Here is a 16,625-nt window from a genome sequence, read left to right on the forward strand (position 1 = left end):
CTGGGGCTACATCCCCCGAGACTGGATGAGCGCTTCGGCCGTGCGTTCGGCCAGCGCCATGATGGTGATCATCGGGTTGACGCCCGGGGCGGCCGGCAGCGCCGACGCGTCCCCGACCCACACGCCGGAGACGTCGTGCAGTTGCCCCCAGCCGTCCGCGACCGATGTCTCGGGGTCGTCGCCCAGACGGCACGAGCCCATCTGGTGCGCGGAGAACGCCGTGTAGTCGTCGGTGTCGATGTCGCCGAGAGAGTCGACGAAGGCGTCGAAGTCCTCGCCCTTGCGCCACCTGACGTCCTTCCAGTGGAAGGTGAACACCTCGGCCGCGCCGGCGGCTCGGTGCATCGCCGCGAGCTCGCGGTGCGCCCGCAGGCCGATCTTGCGGTCGACGTCGTCAAGCTCCCAGCGAACCGCGGCGCGTCCCTCGTCGTCGAGGTAGACCTCGCCGCTCCCGTGGTCGTGCGAGACGCCGTGCCACGTGGCGAAACGGCGCAGGTCGAGCAGCCGCTCGCGCGTCGTGCGCCCGTCGACGAACGGCATCTGTCCGGCCCACGTGCCGGGGTTCAGGCCCAGGCTCTCGACCAGGAAACCGCCGCCGTCGACGACCTTCGTCAGGTCGAAGCTGACCGCCGACTGGATCTGTCCGTGCCAGGCCTCGATCGACTCCTCATACACGCCCGTGACGATCCATGCCGGGTGCAGGCGCAGGTTGCGGCCGACCGCCGGTCCTCCGATGCCCGACCGCAACAGCACGGCAGGCGACTCGATGCCGCCCGCAGCCACCACGACCGACGGGGCGTCGACGACCAGCTGACGGTCACCGTCGGCGCGGCGGAGAGTCGCCCTGACCCCCGTGGCCACGCCGTCTTCGCTGAGGATCTCGTCGACCTCGCAGCCGACGATGATCGAGGTGCCGGCCGCGACGGCGTCCTGCAGGTAGGTGTGGACCACGGTCCGCTTCGCCCCCCGCTGGCAGCCCGCGTTACAGTATCCGCACAGGGACGAGTCGTCGTCGCGCGCGGCGTTGCGGGGCAGTCGCTCGTGCCCGTAGCCAAGTGAGGCCAGACCCGTGATCATGGCGCGCGTGTTGCCGTTGTAGACCGTGGCGTCCGACGTGACGCCCAGCCGGTCCCACACCTGGTCGAGGTGCTTGTCGAACTCGGGGCCGTCAAGACCTGTGAGTCCCTGCGACGCCCAGTCGGCCCGCACGTCGTCGGGCGTCTTGAGGCACACCATCGAGTTGATGAGCGTCCCGCCACCGAGGACCGCGCCCGCCAGCACGCCCATCTGGCCGTTCTCGGACCAGAGGATGCCGCCACGCAGGAACATGCCGGCCCCGTCGGAGTCGAGCTCCTTGAGAGAGTCCTCGGCTCGCTGCTCACCGGCCTCGAGCACCAGCACCGACAGACCAGCTGCCGCGCATCGCGCCGCGATGACGGCACCGCCGGCGCCCGATCCGATGACCACGACGTCGGCCGAGACGCGCGACTCCTCGGGGTCGAGTACCGGCAGACGACCGGGTGCCTCGCTGGGCGGCACCGGTGCCGACACCGGGCCGGGATAGCCGAGGACGGGCCACGTCGGGTTGCGACGGTCGGGTCCCACACCGTTGACGAAGGTGCCGAGGACGAGCGTCTTCAGGTGGCGCAGGCCGAGGCGCAGGTGCTGGTCGTCGGCGGCGCGACGCAAAGCCGCAGCGCGGTCCTCGAGCCCGAGGTCGACAAACCCCTCCGCCTCGAGGTACGCGACGAGTGCCATCACAGCGCTGCGCACGGGGGCGTCGAGCAGCGGGACGATTGAGGCGACCGAGATGTCGATGCCACGTTCGGCCGCGCCGTCGCGGAAGTAGGCCGCGAGGCCGGGCTCGGCACCGTCTGGTGGGTCGAGCGGAGGCAGCAGGGTCGCGGCGACGGCAACGACCGTGTCGAGCTTCGAGGGGCTCAGTGCGTCAGCCACGGGTGCCCCCCTTCGGGAGACGGAACCAGCCGCGATCGCGACCGACGCCCAGCGCCACCGCCACGATCAGCACGAGGCCGTTGACGGTGCCGCGCCAGAACGTCGACACGTCGCTGAGGGTCAGACCGTTCTGGATGACGCCGAGGAACAGGACGCCCAGCACCGTGCCGCCGACCCCACCCTCTCCGCCGGTGTAGGCCGTGCCGCCGATCAGGACCGCGGCGATGACCGTGAGCAGCAGCGTGGAGTCGATGTTGGGCGACGCGCCGGTCAGGCGACCGACCTGCACGAGGGCCGCGAGCCCCGCGCACAGACCAGCGATGACGTAGACCATCAGCGTCGTGCGCGCCACGTTGATGCCGTTGAGCCGCGCGGCCTCGCTGTTGGAGCCGATCGCGTAGACGCCGCGACCGAACGAGGTGTAGCGCAGCACCAGCGCGGCCACGACGACCACGACGACGTCGAAGATCAGCAGGTAGGGAACGCCCGCGACGTCGTCGAGCGCGAAGCGGTACACCGGCTCGAAGCCGTCGAGCGTAAACGTGTTGATGGTCTTGCCGCTGCTGAGGACCAGCGCGAAGCTCTCGAAGATCGAGAGCGTGCCGAGAGTGACCACGAGGAACGGGATCTTCAGGTAGCTGATCAGCACGCCGTTGACGGCGCCCAGGAACAGGCCGAACGCCAAGGTGCCTACCACGGCGACGAACGCACCGACGCCTGCAGAGAGCAGCTCGCCGAAGACCATGGCGGTCGCCGCTCCGGCCGCCGCCGTCGACAGGTCGATGCCGCCCGACAGGATCACGAACGTGGCGCCGATGGCCAGCAAGAGGATGACGCTGTTGCCCGCGACGACGTTGGTCGTGTTGCCCCACGTCGCGAACACCGGCTGCGTCACCGCCAGGTAGATGCAGAGGATGACGAGCCCGGCGATGACCCCGGTGCTGCGTCCCGAGACGCGCTGGATCTCCGACCACATGGACGCGGCCCGGGACGGCGCCGCATCGTGAGGGGGGCCGCCGTGGCCCGAGTCGGGCCTCTTCTCGGCGGCGAGCTGGTCAGATGACATGCGGGTGCTTCCTTTCGTGGTCATGAGTTCAAGACGTCGTTCGCGTGTACCCGACCGCTGACGGCCAGGTCACCGATGGTCTGTTCGGAGATGTCGTCCCCCGTGAGCTCCCCGCACACCGATCCGCGGAAGAAGACGAGGATCCGGTCGCTCAGACCGATCAGCTCGGGAAGCTCCGACGACACCACGATGACGGCCGCGCCGGACGAGGCGAGCTCGTGGAGCATCGCGTAGATGGCGCTCTTCGAGCCGACGTCGACGCCGCGGGTCGGCTCGCTCAGGACGTAGACGTCGCAGCCGAGCGCGAAGGTGCGACCGAGGATGACCTTCTGCTGGTTGCCACCCGACAACAGGGTGATCCGCTTGCCGGGGGACGACGTCTTGACGCCGTAGCGCTCGATCGCGTCCTTGACGCGTCGGCGCTCGACCGAGGTGCGGATGATGCCGCCGCGGCCCAACCGTCGCAGCCACGAGACGGAGAGGTTGTCGGACACGCTGCGGACCGGCAGGAGGGCCGACTTGCGGCGGTCGTCGGGGACGTACCCGATACCCGCCGCGATGACCCGCCGGGGATCACCGAGGGCCACGTCCTTGCCGCGCACCCGGACCGTCCCGCTGGCGGGGATCGCCCCGCCGAGCGACATCGCGAGCTGCGCCTTGCCCGATCCGACCAGCCCCGCGACGCCCAAGACCTCGCCGGCGCTGACGGTGAACGACGTCGGGCTCATCTCGCCGTCGGCCGAGACCAGGCCGTCGACCTCGAGCACCGTCTCGCCGATCGTGACCTCGCGTGACCCGTAGTAGTCGCCGAGGTCGCGGCCGACCATCATGCGCACCAGCTGCGCCTCGGGCGTCGAGGGCAGCGGGACCGAGCCGACGAGCGTCCCGTCGCGCAGGACCGTCGCCCGCTGAGCCGTCGAGTAGAGCTCGGGCATGCGGTGGGAGATCATCAGGACGGCCACGCCGCGCTGGGCCTGGAGCCGCACCAGCTCGAGGAGCCGGTCGGTCGCGGCCTCCGACAGCGAGCTGGTCGCCTCGTCGAGGATCAGCAGCCGCGCCTGGGACGAGATGGCGCGAGCGATCTCGACCTCCTGCTGCAGCTCCACGCTGAGCTCGCGGACCGGCACGTCGACCGAGATGTGCACGTCGAGCTGGTCCAGGACCTCCCTGGCCTGCCGACGGGCCGAGGACCAGTCGACACGACCGCCCCGACGCGGCAGGCGTCCCATCATGATGTTCTCGGCGACCGTCAAAGACGGGGCGAGCGTCAGTTCCTGGCTGATCATCACGATCCCGAGATCGCGCGCCGCCGACGGGTCGGTGATGACGGTCTGGCGACCGTCTACCAGGATGCGTCCCTCGTCGGGCTGCTCGACACCGCCGATGATCTTGGCAAGGGTCGACTTGCCCGATCCGTTCTCGCCGGTCAGCGACAGCACCTCGCCGGCATGGATCGTCAGGTCGACCCCTCTGAGCGCGACCACTCCGGGGTAACGGCGCACGGCACCCACCACCTCCACCAGCGGTGTGGTCCGAACCGCGTCGTCGTGCACGCTCATCGATCGTCCTCGTTCCTGCTCGCTGCGAGACTCCGAAAGCATCGAAGTGGGCTCACAGTGACAGTGGTCACCGACGCGTCCTGCATGACGTGGTCCGCTCAGTGGACTCGAAACATCGCGGCAACCGGCACGACACAAGCGCCCCTCGACGGCCGATGGCGGACCGCTGAGCGGACCGGCCGGGGTGCCCGCCCGACACGCCTCGCCGATACTCCGATGGACCCCTACCCGGTGACGGAGACCCTCATGAGCATCAGCACCCCGCGACGCGCCTACGCCGACACGCCCCTCGGGCAGGTCCACTACGTCGAGCAGGGCGAGGGCCCTGCGATCGTCCTGATGCACCAGACGCCGCGGTCGTTCGACGAGTTCCGCGAGGTCCTGCCGCTGCTCGCGGCGTCCCACCGCGTGCTGGCGATCGACATGCCCGGCTTCGGCCTCAGCTACGAGATCCCGGCACCGCAGTCCATCGAGGCCATCGCCGACGGCGTGCTGGCGTTCCTCGACGCCCTGTCGATCGAGACAACCGACCTGCTCGGGCACCACACCGGAGGCGCTGTGGCCGTGGAGGTCGCCGCGCGGGCACCCCACCGCGTCCGCTCGCTCCTGCTGTCGTCCGCTCCCTGGGCGGACGAGGCGTACCGCGATGCCCACGCCGGCGGTCCGGGGGTCGACGAGGCGGACGTCGCCCACGACGGCTCCCACCTGACGACGTGGTGGGCGCTGCGCCAGCCGTACTACCCGGCCGGCCGCCCCGATCTCCTCGACCGGTTCGTGCGGGACGCCCTGGCGCCGGGCGTCACGCCCGCCGAGGGCCACATGGCGTGCGGTCGCTACGTCATGGAGGACCGGATCGGTCAGGTCGTGGCCCCGACGCTCCTGATCGGGGCGAGCGACGACCCGTTCGCCCTGCCGTCCGTGGCCAAGCTCGCCGAGCACCTGGTCAAGGCCGAGCGCGTGGAGCAGGCCATCATCCCCGGCGGAACCATCCCGCTAATGGAGACCAAGAGCCGCGAGGTCGCCGACGCCGTGGAGTCCTTCCTCCGGTCGTAGGGCCTCGACGCAAGAGCCGATCGTCCCGCGGTCCGCTCATCGGACCGCCGGGACCCGGCCACGACGTGGCGTCGATCACCATGGGAGTCCCCTGGAGAAGGAGCCCCCGTGACCGTCGACGCGACGCCCACCACCGACATCCGCCTGTTGAGCGCCCTGTGCGACACGATCGTGCCGGCGATCGACGTCCCGGCCGAGGACGCTGCCGAGCGCACCCTGTGGACCACGAGCGCGACGGACCTGGCTGTCGACCAGATCCTGGCGTCGGTGCTGCCGCTGTGGGCACCTCACGTGCAGGCCCTCGTCACGACGACGCTCTCCGCCCTCGGTGACGACTTCGCCACTGCCGACGCCGATCGCCGTGTCGCGGTGTGGCGGGACACGCTCGAGTCCGACGCGACCCGCCCCGGAGCTCTCATCCTGCAGAGCACCGTGCTGGCGATGTTCTACACGGTCCCCGACGAGCAGATGTCCAACCCGACGTGGCCGGCGTTGGGGTTCCCGGGACCGCTGCTGGCACCTCCCTCGGCGGAAGCCTTTCCCAAGACGCTGCGCCGCGAGGCGCTCCCGGCCGACGCCGACCAGACGCTGCGGGCCGATGTCGTGGTCGTCGGCTCCGGTGCCGGTGGTGGCGTCGCGGCGGCCCGTCTGGCCCATGCCGGTCTCGACGTGCTGGTGCTCGAGAAGGGCTCGTACCGCAACGAGCCCGACCTCCCACAACTCGAGGCCCTGTCGTTCCCCAACCTCTACCTCGGTGGCGGCTTCATCTGGTCGACCGACGCGAGCGTCGGCATGCTCGCCGGCTCGACGGTCGGTGGTGGCACGACCGTCAACTCGATGGCCTGCCTGCCGACGCCCGACTACGTCCTCGACGAGTGGACGGCCGCCGGCATGGTGGGTGCCACCCGCGCCGAGCTCGGACCCCACATCGAGTCGGTCATGCGGCGCATCAACGCCGACCCGGCCAACACCGTGCACAACCGCGTCAACCAGATCCTCAACCGGGGCTTCGACGCGGCCGGCATGACGCACGAGACCCTCGCCCGCAACGCCCGCGACGACGACGCCCGCTTCTGCGGCGAGTGCAACGCCGGCTGCCTGGTGGGCTGTAAGCAGTCGACGATGAAGACCTTCCTGCAGGACGCCAGCGACTCCGGCGGACGGCTGCTGGCCGACTGCGACGTGCGCGAGGTGCTGCACGCAGACGGTCGGGCGACCGGGGTACTGGCCGTCGTCAGCACCCACGACGGGGAGCGCGAGGTCGTCATCGAGGCATCCGTCGTCGTAGTGGCGGCCGGCGCGCTAGCGTCGCCGACCCTGCTGCTCGGCTCGGGGGTCGGCGGCCCCTCCGCGGGCCACAACCTGCACGTGCACCCCTCGTACTTCATGAGCGGCGTCTACGACGAGGTCGTCGAGGGCTGGGCGGGCCAGATCCTGACGAGCGTCTGCCACGACTTCAACCAGGTCGAGGACGGGCGCGGTTTCGTCGTTGAGGCCGCACCCATGGGTCTGGGCTTCTGGACAGGCCTGACCCCCTGGCACGACGGCGAGCAGCACAAGCGCGAGCAGCTGCGCCTCAAGCACGTCTCAGGGGTCTGGGGCTTCGCCCGCGACCACGGCGCTGGACGCATCGAGCGCGACGCGGACGGGATGCCGGTCGCGACGTGGGGTCTCGACGACCCGGTCGACCTGGCCATCGTTCGTCGCACGCACCAGGAGCTCGCCCGCATCATCAAGGCGTCGGGTGCCAAGGAAATCTTCACCTTCCTCCCGGGCGATCCGCGCTGGCGTGAGGGCGAGGACTTCGACGCCTTCCTCGACGTGCTGGGAGTCCTCGAGAAGGACGACGTGCTGACGCTTTCGGCGCACCAGAGCGGCACCTGCGCGACCGGCACCGACCCGGCGACCTCGGTCGTCGACGGGCGCGGGCAGCTGCACGACTGCGCGGGTGTCTATGTCGTCGACGCCTCGGCACTGCCCACCGCGCCGGGCGTCAACCCGATGGTCTCGATCGAGGCCTTCGCCAGCAAGACCGCCCAACACATCCTCGACGACTGGCAGGCGGCCCGCTGACCCCCCGACGTGTGACGCCCTGCCCCGGTCCTCGCAAGGAGCCGGGGCCGGGCGTCAGGTTCTCGCAGGGCTAGCGCGGGTGCAGTACGGCCTTGCCGCGTACCTGGCCCGCGACGAGGCGGTCGAGAGCTGCGGCGACGTCGTCCATCGCGAAGGCCTCGAGTGGCACGGCGAGCTCGCCGTCGACGAGCAACCGGGTCAGCCCGTCGACCACCGCCTCGCCTTCGGCGGCGCGACGCAGCAGGTTGACCGGCAGCACCGACACGTCGCCTAACAGCCAGTTGGGGAGGTCGAAGGTTGCCGACGTGCCAGCGGTGTAGCCGACCACCGCCACGCGACCGCCGGGTCGCACCCAGGCCAGGCGCTCGGCCAGGCCCGCACCGCCGACGGTGTCGACCACGAGCGTGACGACGGGGTCGCCCGCGAGCCCAGCCGCGCGAACAGCGTCCTGCATCGACACGACCTCGGCGCCTGCCGGCACCAGCGGGGCGCGGTGCTCCGACGAGACCAGCGCGACGACCCGGGCGCCGGCCCTCAGCGCCAGCTGCACGACCATCGAGCCGACGCCACCGGCAGCGCCCGTCACCAGCACGACCTCGTCGGTGACCGCTGCGACGCCCGCTTCGGGCCAGTCGCCCAGGCGGCCGACCCTGTGCAGACTGACGTGCGCCGTCGTCAGCGGGTCGTGCGCCACGGCCGCCAGGTCGAGGTCGAGACCATCGGGCACCTGGGTGAGGGCCTCGTGCGGGACGACGACGAGCTCGGCCCACGTGCCGGGGGTCGTGGTACCGACCCCTCCCCCGCGGATCGAGACGCGCGTGCCGGGTGCGATCACGTCGGACTCCACCACGGTGCCGGCTCCCTCGACGCCCGGGACGTAGGGCAGCCCTGGCCGGATGCCGAACTCGCCGCTCGCCACCGTCAGGTCGAAATGCGACAGGCCGGCCGCCGCGACCTCGACCAAGGCCTCGCCCGCGCCGGGCCGCGGTGCGTCGACCTCGTCGAGGCGAGGCGGCTCACCCCGCGCGTGGATCCGCAGGGCCTTCACAGCAGGGTCTTCATGCCGACCGCGACTGCAGCTTGTCGAGCAGGACGGCAACGATCAGAACGATGCCGGTGACGACGCCCTGCCAGAAGGCCGAGACGCCCATGAGGCCGAGGCCGTTCTGCAGCACGGCGATGAGCAGTACGCCGATGACGGTGCCGCCGACGCCGCCCATGCCCCCGTAGAAGCTGGTGCCGCCGAGCAGCACGGCCGCTCCGGCGGTCAGCGCGAGGCTCGCGCCGGCAGTGGGCGACGCCGAGGCGAGGCGGCTGGCGTCGACCATGCCGGCGGTGGCGGCCAGCAGCCCGCCGACGCCATAGACGCAGACGTAGACCCACGAGACGTTGATGCCGGCCAGGCGTGCGGCCTCGGGGTTGCCGCCGACGGCGTAGATCGCGCGGCCGAACGACGTGAAACGCAGCACGTAGAGACTGATAAGCAGCACCACGAGGCTGAGCACGACGGGGATCGGGATCGTCGCGATGCTGCCGTTGCCGAGCCAGTAGAACAGGCTGCTGTCGGGTTCGTCGATCGAGCTGGTCTTGCCGTTGGTGACGACGTTGAGCGCGCCGGTGAACAGAGAGGACGTACCGAGGGTGACGACGAAGAAGTTGAGACGGAGGCGGCCGATCAGGACGCCGTTGACGGCACCGCCGAGGAACATGCCCATGAGGGCGCCGAAGATCAGCGCGACGATTGGCGGCAGGCCGGCGTCGAGGGTACGGAACGCGACGTATCCGGCGGCGGCGTAGATCGCGCCGACCGAAAGGTCGAAGCCGGCCGAAAGCACGATGAACGTGAGGCCGATCGCGGTGATCATCATGGCGCTGTTGCCCGACAGGACGTTCAGGATGTTCGCCTTGGTCAGGAAGAACTCTTGGGTGACCGACAGGTAGACGACCATCACGAGCAGCGCGGCGAGGGCGCCGCCGAAGCCGCGGAAGCGGTGCAGCAGACTGCCCGCGACTCCGGGACCGCGCAGCGACGGTGGCGTCCCGCCAGGTGGGGTCGCGGCCGGCTGGGCTTGCTGCGAGGTGCTCTCGTTCGTGGGAGCGAGGGTGGGCTCAGACATGGTGGACTCCTGCGACGTGTTCGGCGATGGTCAGCTCGTCGAGCTGGTGGGCTGGCTGGTCGGCCACGACGCGTCCGCGGAGCATCATCAGCACCCGGTCACACACGCCGAGCAGCTCGACATTCTCCGACGAGCTGATCACCACGGCGACGCCCTGCGAGGCCAGCTCGCGGATGAGGCGGTAGATCTCGGACTTCGCGCCGACGTCGACACCGCGGGTCGGCTCGTCCATCAGCAGCACCTGGGGGCTGCCCGCGAGCCAGCGGCCGATGACGACTTTCTGCTGGTTGCCGCCCGACAGGCTGCCGGCCGGCAGCGACGGGTCGTCGGGACGCACGTGCAGCTCGCGCATCGCCGCCACGGCGTCGCGACGCTGTCCGCCCGCCCGGATCGGCATCAACGACAGCCGGCTGTTGGGGATCATGGTCAGGTTGTGCATGACGCTCGCGGCCGGCAGGAGGCCCTCGCCCTTGCGGTCCCCGGTCACCAGCGCCAGGCGCCGCTTGATCGAGCCGCGCGGCGTGCGGCGCTGATAGGGCCTGCCGGCCACGGTGACGTCGCCGGTCGCGGCGTCGGCGCCGAAGATCGACCGCACCACCTCGACGCGTCCGCAGCCGACGAGGCCCGCCAGGCCGACGACCTCACCGGGTCGCACGTCAAGGCTGACCCCGTCGACACGGTCGGGGACCCTCAGGTCGCGCACCGACAGCACCGGCTCGGCCGCTGAGGAGTCACCGGTGGAGATCTCGCGGTGAAAGTAGTCAGTCAACGACCGGCCCACCATCAGGCGGGTGATCGTCGACTCGTCGGCGTCCGCGATGTCGAGGGTGTCGACCAGAGCCCCGTCGCGCAGCACCGTGACCCGGTCGGCCACCGGCTCGATGTCCTGCAGCCGCTGCGAGATGAACGCGATCGCCAGACCACGCTGCTTCATGCGGCGGATGATCTCGAAGAGCGACTCGGTCAGTTCGGCGGTCAACGAACTGGTCGGCTCGTCGAAGATCACGACCGACGACTTCGCAGCCACGGCCCGCGCGATCGCCACGACCTGCCGGTCACCCGGTCCGAGCGACCCGACGAGCTGGTCGGCGCGGATGCCCGACCCGAGCTCGTCGAGAGCCTCGGACGCCGCTCGGCGTGCGTCACGCCAGTCGACACGCACCGCCCGGCCGGGCAGGCGTCCCAGGGCGATGTTCTCGGCCACCGTCAGGCTCTCAACGACCGGCACCTCTTGGGCGACCATCGTGATGCCCGCCCGCGAGGCCTGCAGCGGGTTGGCGAAGCTCACCGTCTCGCCGCGCAGCATCACCTGCCCGCTCGACGGCGTCACCTCTCCGTACGCGACCTTCATGAGGGTCGACTTCCCGGACCCGTTCTCACCCAGCAAGGCGTGCGCCTCACCCGCCCGCAGCTCGAAGTCGACGCCCTTGAGCGCGTGGGTGCGGCCGAAGTGCTTGTGCACGTCTAGCATCTGCAGGACGGATGGCTCCATGCTGATCTCCTCCGAGGGGTGGGAGCGGTAGAACGGGTCCGGGACGGTCACCTACTTGACGAGCGACGCGACGTCGTCGGGACAGCCGCCGCCGTCCGCGCAGGTCATGGCGCCCGAGGCGATCTTGGACTTCGCCTCGTCCCACGGGACGCGGTCGCCCAGGTTCTCCTTGGTGAACAGCTCGGTCGGGCTCTCGATGTAGGCCGGCACCTTCTTGCCGTCGAGGATCGCCTTCGAGACCGTCGCGAGGATCAGGCCCGTGCGCCACGGCACCAGATCGACCGTCGCGCTGAGACGACCGTCCTCGACCGCCTTGACGCCGTCCTCGTCGCCGTTCTGGCCCACGATCACGACGTCCTTCAGACCCGCTGCCTTCGCAGCCACGGCGGCACCGATGGCCGAGGAGTCGTTGTAGGCCATGATCGCCTGCACGTCGTTCTGGTACTTCGTGAGCGCCGTGGCGACGACCTTCTGGGCTCCCGCGATGTCGTCGGTCGGGTTGTCGACGCGACCGATCCACGAGATGTCGGTGCCGTCGGTGACGGTCTTGTCGTACTGCGACATCATCGTCTCGAGCGCCGGCACCGGGACGCCCAGTCCGACGCCCAGCACCTTGCTCTGGCCGCCGACCTTGTCCTTGACGTAGTCGCCCAGCAACTTCGAGCCGCGGTAGCTTCCGCCGGTGTCGACGTTCGACGTCAGCACGCCAGGGTCGGCGTCGGGCGAGGCCATGCCAGCCCAACCGACGACCTTAATGCCGGCCGCCTCGGCCCGCTTGAGCGCGGGCTTGAGGGAGTTGGCGTCGAGCGGGTAGACCACGATCAGGTCGACCCGCTGGGCGACGAGCTGGTCGACGTCCGTGACCTGCTTGGCGGGGTCGAGCTGCGCGTCGAGCGCCTTGACCTTGATGCCGTCCCGCTTGGCCGCGGCGGTGAACGAGTCCTGCGTCAGCTTGAGGATCGGCTGGGCGCCCTGGGCGTTGGAGATGCCGACGGTGAAGTCGCCCTTGCCGCCTCCGCCCCCCGACGAGCCGGAGTCCGAGCCCGAGCCGCAGGCCGCCAGTGTCAGTGATGCGCCGAGGGCCAGCGCGAGCGCCGTGGTGCGGCGACGGGATCGATTCGACATGTCTTTTCCTCCGTGTGGGGGCGCGCCGGGTGGTCGGCACTGGACGATGCGGCCGCGACGGTGCTGGTCTCCTCGGCCGGAAAGGTGCCCGATTACAGCACGCATGGTTCGACGTCCAGATGACGAAGTTTCGCTGACCGAACCGCGGTCGCGGCGGTTCGCAGGGTGGACCGCGATTGTCGTCGGAACCACCGTGCGCGCCGCCACGCCCGCACGTGTCGCCGAGCCGAGGAGTCACCATGCAGCCCACCGTCGCCGAGTGGCGCGCACGTCTCGACGCGGGCGACATCTCGGCCCGCGAGCTGGCCGCCCACTACCTGGACCGTCTCGACGGGGCCGCCGACCTCAACGCCGTCGCCGCCCGCGACGACGCCGCGGTGCTGCGCGCGGCAGACGTGGCGGACGTGCGTCTGCGCGCCGGCGAGCGGGCACCGCTGCTGGGCGTCCCGGTCACGGTCAAGGACATGATCGACGTCGCCGGGATGCCGTGCCGCGCCGGCTCGCTGGCCCGCACCGAGGTACCCGGCACCGACGCCGCGCTCGTCCAGCGCATCCGCGCCGCCGGTGGCGTCGTGCTGGCCAAGACGACGATGCCCGAGCTGGGGCTGTCGTACGAGACCGACAGCCCCGCGACCGGCAGGACCGTCCACCCTCGCGACCCTGACCGGACGCCCGGCGGCTCGAGCGGCGGCGAGGGAGCGCTGCTCGGCGCCGATGCGTCGGCGGTCGGGGTGGGCACCGACGGCGGCGGCTCGATCCGCGTGCCATCGGCCTACTGCGGCCTCTTCGGCCTCCGCCCCACGCCCGGTCGAGTCCCCCTGACAGGCTCCTGGCCGCCCGGTCGGGCCGGAAGCATGTTCGACATCACCAACGCCGGCCCGATGGGCCGCGCCACCACCGACGTCGCGACGCTGCTCGAGGTCATGGCCGGGCCCGACCACGGCGACGTCTTTTCGCACCCCGTCCGCCTGCGGGACCATCGAGCCGTCGACATCGCTACTCTGCGGGTCGGCTGGTACGTCGAGGACGGCACGGCGGTGGCCGACCCGGTCGTCGCGGCAGGGGTCCGGTCGGCTGCTGCGGCGCTCGCCGACGCCGGAGCACACGTGGAGCAGGCGGCACCGCCCGCCTCCGTGACGTCGGCGACCGAGCTGTTCTTCCGGGCGACCGCAGCCGACGGCGGGGAGGGACTGCGGGCGCTGGTCGACGACGACCCGGCGCACCACACGGCCCAGTTCCTGCGGCTGCTCAACCACCCGCCGCACGGCTCGTCGTCCAGCGCGGCCGACTACTTCGCGGTGCAGCAGGCGATGCTCGCGCTGCGCACCGACGTCCGGCGCTGGTTGGACGGCTACGACGTCGTGCTCGCACCGGTCTGCGCGGGGCAGGCGCCCCGGCACGAGACCCCTCCAGGAGGCGTGCCCCAGGAGAGCTACCTGCGGTACGAGGCGTTCAACTTCACGCACACCTACAGCCTGGCCGGGCTCCCGGCGGGGTCCGCCCCGGTCGCGCTGGTGGACGGGCTCCCCGTGGGGGTGCAGGTCATCGCCCCGGCCTGGCGCGAGGACCTCGTGCTCGCGGCGATGGACGTGCTGGAGGACGCCTTCGGCGGTTTCACCCTCGCCGCCCCCGCCTGAGCCGTGGATCCTCCACCTCGCGCTTGGGCTCAGGCGAAGTCGACCGAGACCGATCCGAGACCCGACAGCGTCGCGGTGACCGTCTGACCTGCGACAACGGGTCGCATCGGCCCGAGCGCGCCCGACAGGATGACCTGACCTGCGCGCAGCGGCTCGCCCAGGTCACGCGCCGTGCGCGCCAGCCACACCACGGCCTCGACGGGATCGCCGAGGCAGGCCGCACCGTTGCCGGTGGACGCCTCCGCGCCGTCGATCGACATCGTCATCTCGACCTGCGCGGGCACGACCTCGTCGAGGCTGCGCCGGTCGGTGCCCAGCACGAACGCCGCGCCCGACGCGTTGTCGGCCACCGTGTCGCCGAAGCTGATGTCCCAGTCGCGGATGCGGCTGCCGCACACCTCGAGCGCCGCCACGACGTGATCGGTCGCGGCACGCACCTGATCGGCATCGAGGGGACCGTCGACGAGGTCCGCGCCCAGCACGAACGCGATCTCGGCCTCGACCCGCGGCTGCATGAGGTCGGCGGCGGCGATCGTGACGCCGTCGGCATGACCCATCGAGCCGAACAGCACGCCGAAGTCGGGACGGTCGACGCCCAGCTGCTGCTGCACCGCGAGCGACGTCAGGCCGATCTTGCGTCCGACGACCTGCTCGCCGCCGGACACCCGGCGGGCGGTCAGCACGTCCTGGACGGCATAGGCGCTGTCGAGGTCGTCGCGACCGATCAGGTCGCGGACGGGTTCGCACGGCTGCCCCGTGTCGGCGGCCTGGGCGAGACGCTGGGCGGCGGCAGTGACGTTGTCCTGGTTCACGGTCATGTGCCCACGATGGCTCTCGAGGCGGTGGGAGTAAACGGAGCTGTCTCGCTCAGCAGTCCCCGCACCGATCACATCAGGTCGTGCACCGTCCGCCCGCCGACCACGGTCCTCAGTACGACGGCGTCCCCGATCTCATCGATCGGGACCTCGAACAGGTTGCGGTCGAGCACGATGAGGTCGGCCGCCTTGCCCGGCACGAGCGTGCCTCGCCGGTCGTCGTGGCCGACGGCTCGCGCCCCGTTGATCGTCATGGCCGCCAGTCCCGTCGCGAGATCGATCGAGTGGTCGCCGTGCTGGATCGCGCCCTGCAGCGCGGGGAACAGGTTGGGCGTGTCCGCGACGCTCCAGTCGGTGCCAAAGGTCATCTCGGCCCCCGATGCGACGACGGTGTCGAACTCGTAAAGGTGGCTCACGTCGTGCTCGGCGAGGTGCCACACCGCCGGCGACATCTCGGCACCCACGCGCAGCGGTGCGAACCGGCCGAAGTCGGCGGCGTCCACGAGGCAGCAGTGGGCCAGCTCGTGGCGTGGCCCGTCGGGTCCGTTGGTCGCCCGAGCGTGCTCGACCGCGTCGAGCGCGCGTCGCACGGCGCCCTCGCCCCCGCAGTGCACCTTGACCGTCAGCCCCGCGGCGTCGAAGCGCACCATCGCGGCGTTCATCTCGTCCTGCGGGATGAGCAGGTGCTCCTCGTCGACGGTCCCGTCGTCGTGGATGCACGAGTGCGTCCAGTAGGGCGGGATCGGCGAGCCGTCGAGCCAGAACTTCACGAAGCGCGTGTCGACGTGCCGTGACGCGTAGTCATCGTGGTGGTCGATCATCCGGTCGAGCTCGTCGAGGCCCGCCATGCCGAACGACTCCTCGCGCCAGACGAGGTGCGCCGCGACGTGCAGGCCGAGCTCGTCGGACTCGTCGAGCGAGCGCAGCACCCGCAGCAGCTGGGCGGTCGACGACGCGTCCTGCACCGAGGTGACCCCGTACCGGTGGTTGAGGTCGCGGGCATGACGCACCGCGAGGCCCATGACATCGTCGTCGTGCACCCCCATGACCCGGAAGATCGGCCAGCGGGCCTGCTCGTACAGCTCGCCGGTCACCCGTCCGTCGGCGTCGCGGACGACCTTGCCGTTCTTGGTGTCGGGGGTCGAGGCGTCGATGCCGGCGAGCTCGAGGGCACGCGCGTTGACCAGCACGTTGTGCGCCGAGCGGTCGTGCAGCATGACCGGCTCGTCGGGGAACGCCTCGTCGAGGAAGGCCCGGTCAGGCCCGTTCTCACCGAGCGCCTCGGGCCAGTAGCGGCCGCCCACGAGCCACCGGTTGCCCTGCGTGTCCACGGGCCGCGGACCGTCCCAGGCTCGCAGCGCCGCGACGATCTCGGTCTCACCGGCATCGGGTGCGAAGGAAACCTCCCACCGGTTGAGACCGCTGACCAGGTGGGTGTGGGCGTCGTGCACACCCGGCATGATCATGCGTCCGCCGACGTCGACGACCTCGTCGGCAACGGCGACCTCGTCGGCCGTGGCGTCGTCGTCGCCGACCGCGACGACGACACCGTCCCGCTCGACGAGGCTCGACACCCAGGGGCGCTCGGGGTCGCCGGTGTAGATCGCGGCGTTGACATAGGCGGTGGACATGCGGGGGCCTCTCGTCGTGGTCGCCCCATGCAAGCCCCTCGCGGACGCCCCCGCCACAGCGCCGGCTCGCTCACCGAACCGCGGCGTGCCTGAAGGAATCC

Annotated in this window: 12 protein-coding genes; 3 read left to right on the plus strand and 9 right to left on the minus strand. The window is 70.9% G+C overall.

The genetic code is table 11. The features are described from left to right. Positions 1 to 6: 6 nt before the first annotated feature. The 3 genes from C3E78_RS16665 to C3E78_RS16675 are packed head-to-tail and all read right to left on the minus strand — an operon-like array spanning position 7 to position 4,581. Entirely contained in the window at positions 7 to 1,956 is a 1,950-nt protein-coding gene (locus C3E78_RS16665; RefSeq protein ID WP_108580344.1) for a GMC family oxidoreductase, read from the minus strand. Continuing rightward, complete coding sequence (locus tag C3E78_RS16670; RefSeq protein ID WP_108580346.1) at positions 1,949 to 3,022, minus strand: ABC transporter permease; 1,074 nt, start codon at positions 3,020 to 3,022, stop codon at positions 1,949 to 1,951. Before C3E78_RS16670 ends, C3E78_RS16665 begins: the two co-directional genes overlap by 8 nt. A 20-nt stretch (positions 3,023 to 3,042) precedes the next feature. Further along, positions 3,043 to 4,581, minus strand: a complete 1,539-nt coding sequence (locus tag C3E78_RS16675) for a sugar ABC transporter ATP-binding protein (RefSeq protein WP_108580348.1) — start codon at positions 4,579 to 4,581, stop codon at positions 3,043 to 3,045. Positions 4,582 to 4,827: 246 nt separating this feature from the next. On the opposite strand from C3E78_RS16675, the gene C3E78_RS16680 reads away from it, so the two are divergent. Beyond that, entirely contained in the window at positions 4,828 to 5,634 is an 807-nt protein-coding gene (locus C3E78_RS16680) for an alpha/beta fold hydrolase (protein WP_108580942.1), read from the plus strand. A 108-nt stretch (positions 5,635 to 5,742) separates the two neighbouring features. Beyond that, positions 5,743 to 7,707 carry a GMC family oxidoreductase N-terminal domain-containing protein gene (locus C3E78_RS16685; protein WP_108580350.1) on the plus strand — a complete coding sequence of 655 codons (1,965 nt, stop codon included), beginning with the start codon at positions 5,743 to 5,745 and terminating at the stop codon, positions 7,705 to 7,707. Positions 7,708 to 7,777: 70 nt separating this feature from the next. On the opposite strand, the gene C3E78_RS16690 is transcribed toward C3E78_RS16685, so the two are convergent. From C3E78_RS16690 to C3E78_RS16705, 4 genes are read right to left on the minus strand one after another with little or no spacing between them, the layout of a single operon-like run. Further along, the gene (locus tag C3E78_RS16690; RefSeq protein WP_108580352.1) at positions 7,778 to 8,755 is read right to left on the minus strand and encodes a quinone oxidoreductase family protein; all 978 of its coding nucleotides are present in this window, start codon (positions 8,753 to 8,755) and stop codon (positions 7,778 to 7,780) included. A 10-nt stretch (positions 8,756 to 8,765) separates the two neighbouring features. Continuing rightward, the gene (locus tag C3E78_RS16695; protein WP_108580354.1) at positions 8,766 to 9,824 is read right to left on the minus strand and encodes an ABC transporter permease; all 1,059 of its coding nucleotides are present in this window, start codon (positions 9,822 to 9,824) and stop codon (positions 8,766 to 8,768) included. Next, positions 9,817 to 11,316, minus strand: a complete 1,500-nt coding sequence (locus C3E78_RS16700; protein ID WP_135804969.1) for a sugar ABC transporter ATP-binding protein — start codon at positions 11,314 to 11,316, stop codon at positions 9,817 to 9,819. The genes C3E78_RS16695 and C3E78_RS16700 overlap by 8 nt, the downstream gene beginning before the upstream one ends. A 51-nt stretch (positions 11,317 to 11,367) precedes the next feature. Beyond that, positions 11,368 to 12,441, minus strand: a complete 1,074-nt coding sequence (locus C3E78_RS16705) for a sugar ABC transporter substrate-binding protein (protein WP_159085929.1) — start codon at positions 12,439 to 12,441, stop codon at positions 11,368 to 11,370. 239 nt (positions 12,442 to 12,680) lie between these two features. On the opposite strand from C3E78_RS16705, the gene C3E78_RS16710 reads away from it, so the two are divergent. Then, positions 12,681 to 14,078, plus strand: coding sequence for an amidase (locus C3E78_RS16710; protein WP_108580360.1), 1,398 nt, complete (start codon positions 12,681 to 12,683; stop codon positions 14,076 to 14,078). A gap of 29 nt (positions 14,079 to 14,107) precedes the next feature. Here the strand turns inward: C3E78_RS16710 and C3E78_RS16715 are convergent, their stop codons facing one another. Next, positions 14,108 to 14,896 (minus strand): 2-keto-4-pentenoate hydratase, encoded by a 789-nt coding sequence (locus tag C3E78_RS16715; RefSeq protein ID WP_108580362.1) that lies wholly within the window; start codon positions 14,894 to 14,896, stop codon positions 14,108 to 14,110. 68 nt (positions 14,897 to 14,964) lie between these two features. Then, on the minus strand, positions 14,965 to 16,524 hold the full coding sequence (locus C3E78_RS16720) for an amidohydrolase (RefSeq protein ID WP_108580364.1): 1,560 nt from the start codon (positions 16,522 to 16,524) through the stop codon (positions 14,965 to 14,967). Between the last annotated feature and the right edge of the window lie 101 nt (positions 16,525 to 16,625).

Source organism: Aeromicrobium chenweiae, assembly GCF_003065605.1.
Classification (GTDB): Bacteria; Actinomycetota; Actinomycetes; order Propionibacteriales; family Nocardioidaceae; genus Aeromicrobium; species Aeromicrobium chenweiae.

What these genes read in the sequence shown, in the direction of transcription:
- C3E78_RS16700 (WP_135804969.1), bottom strand. Translation starts at nt 11,316, where the DNA reads ATGGAGCCATCCGTCCTGCAGATGCTAGACGTGCACAAGCACTTCGGC.
- C3E78_RS16695 (WP_108580354.1), bottom strand. Translation starts at nt 9,824, where the DNA reads ATGTCTGAGCCCACCCTCGCTCCCACGAACGAGAGCACCTCGCAGCAA.
- C3E78_RS16715 (WP_108580362.1), bottom strand. Translation starts at nt 14,896, where the DNA reads ATGACCGTGAACCAGGACAACGTCACTGCCGCCGCCCAGCGTCTCGCC.
- C3E78_RS16680 (WP_108580942.1), top strand. Translation starts at nt 4,828, where the DNA reads ATGAGCATCAGCACCCCGCGACGCGCCTACGCCGACACGCCCCTCGGG.
- C3E78_RS16675 (WP_108580348.1), bottom strand. Translation starts at nt 4,581, where the DNA reads ATGAGCGTGCACGACGACGCGGTTCGGACCACACCGCTGGTGGAGGTG.
- C3E78_RS16670 (WP_108580346.1), bottom strand. Translation starts at nt 3,022, where the DNA reads ATGTCATCTGACCAGCTCGCCGCCGAGAAGAGGCCCGACTCGGGCCAC.
- C3E78_RS16720 (WP_108580364.1), bottom strand. Translation starts at nt 16,524, where the DNA reads ATGTCCACCGCCTATGTCAACGCCGCGATCTACACCGGCGACCCCGAG.
- C3E78_RS16710 (WP_108580360.1), top strand. Translation starts at nt 12,681, where the DNA reads ATGCAGCCCACCGTCGCCGAGTGGCGCGCACGTCTCGACGCGGGCGAC.
- C3E78_RS16705 (WP_159085929.1), bottom strand. Translation starts at nt 12,441, where the DNA reads ATGTCGAATCGATCCCGTCGCCGCACCACGGCGCTCGCGCTGGCCCTC.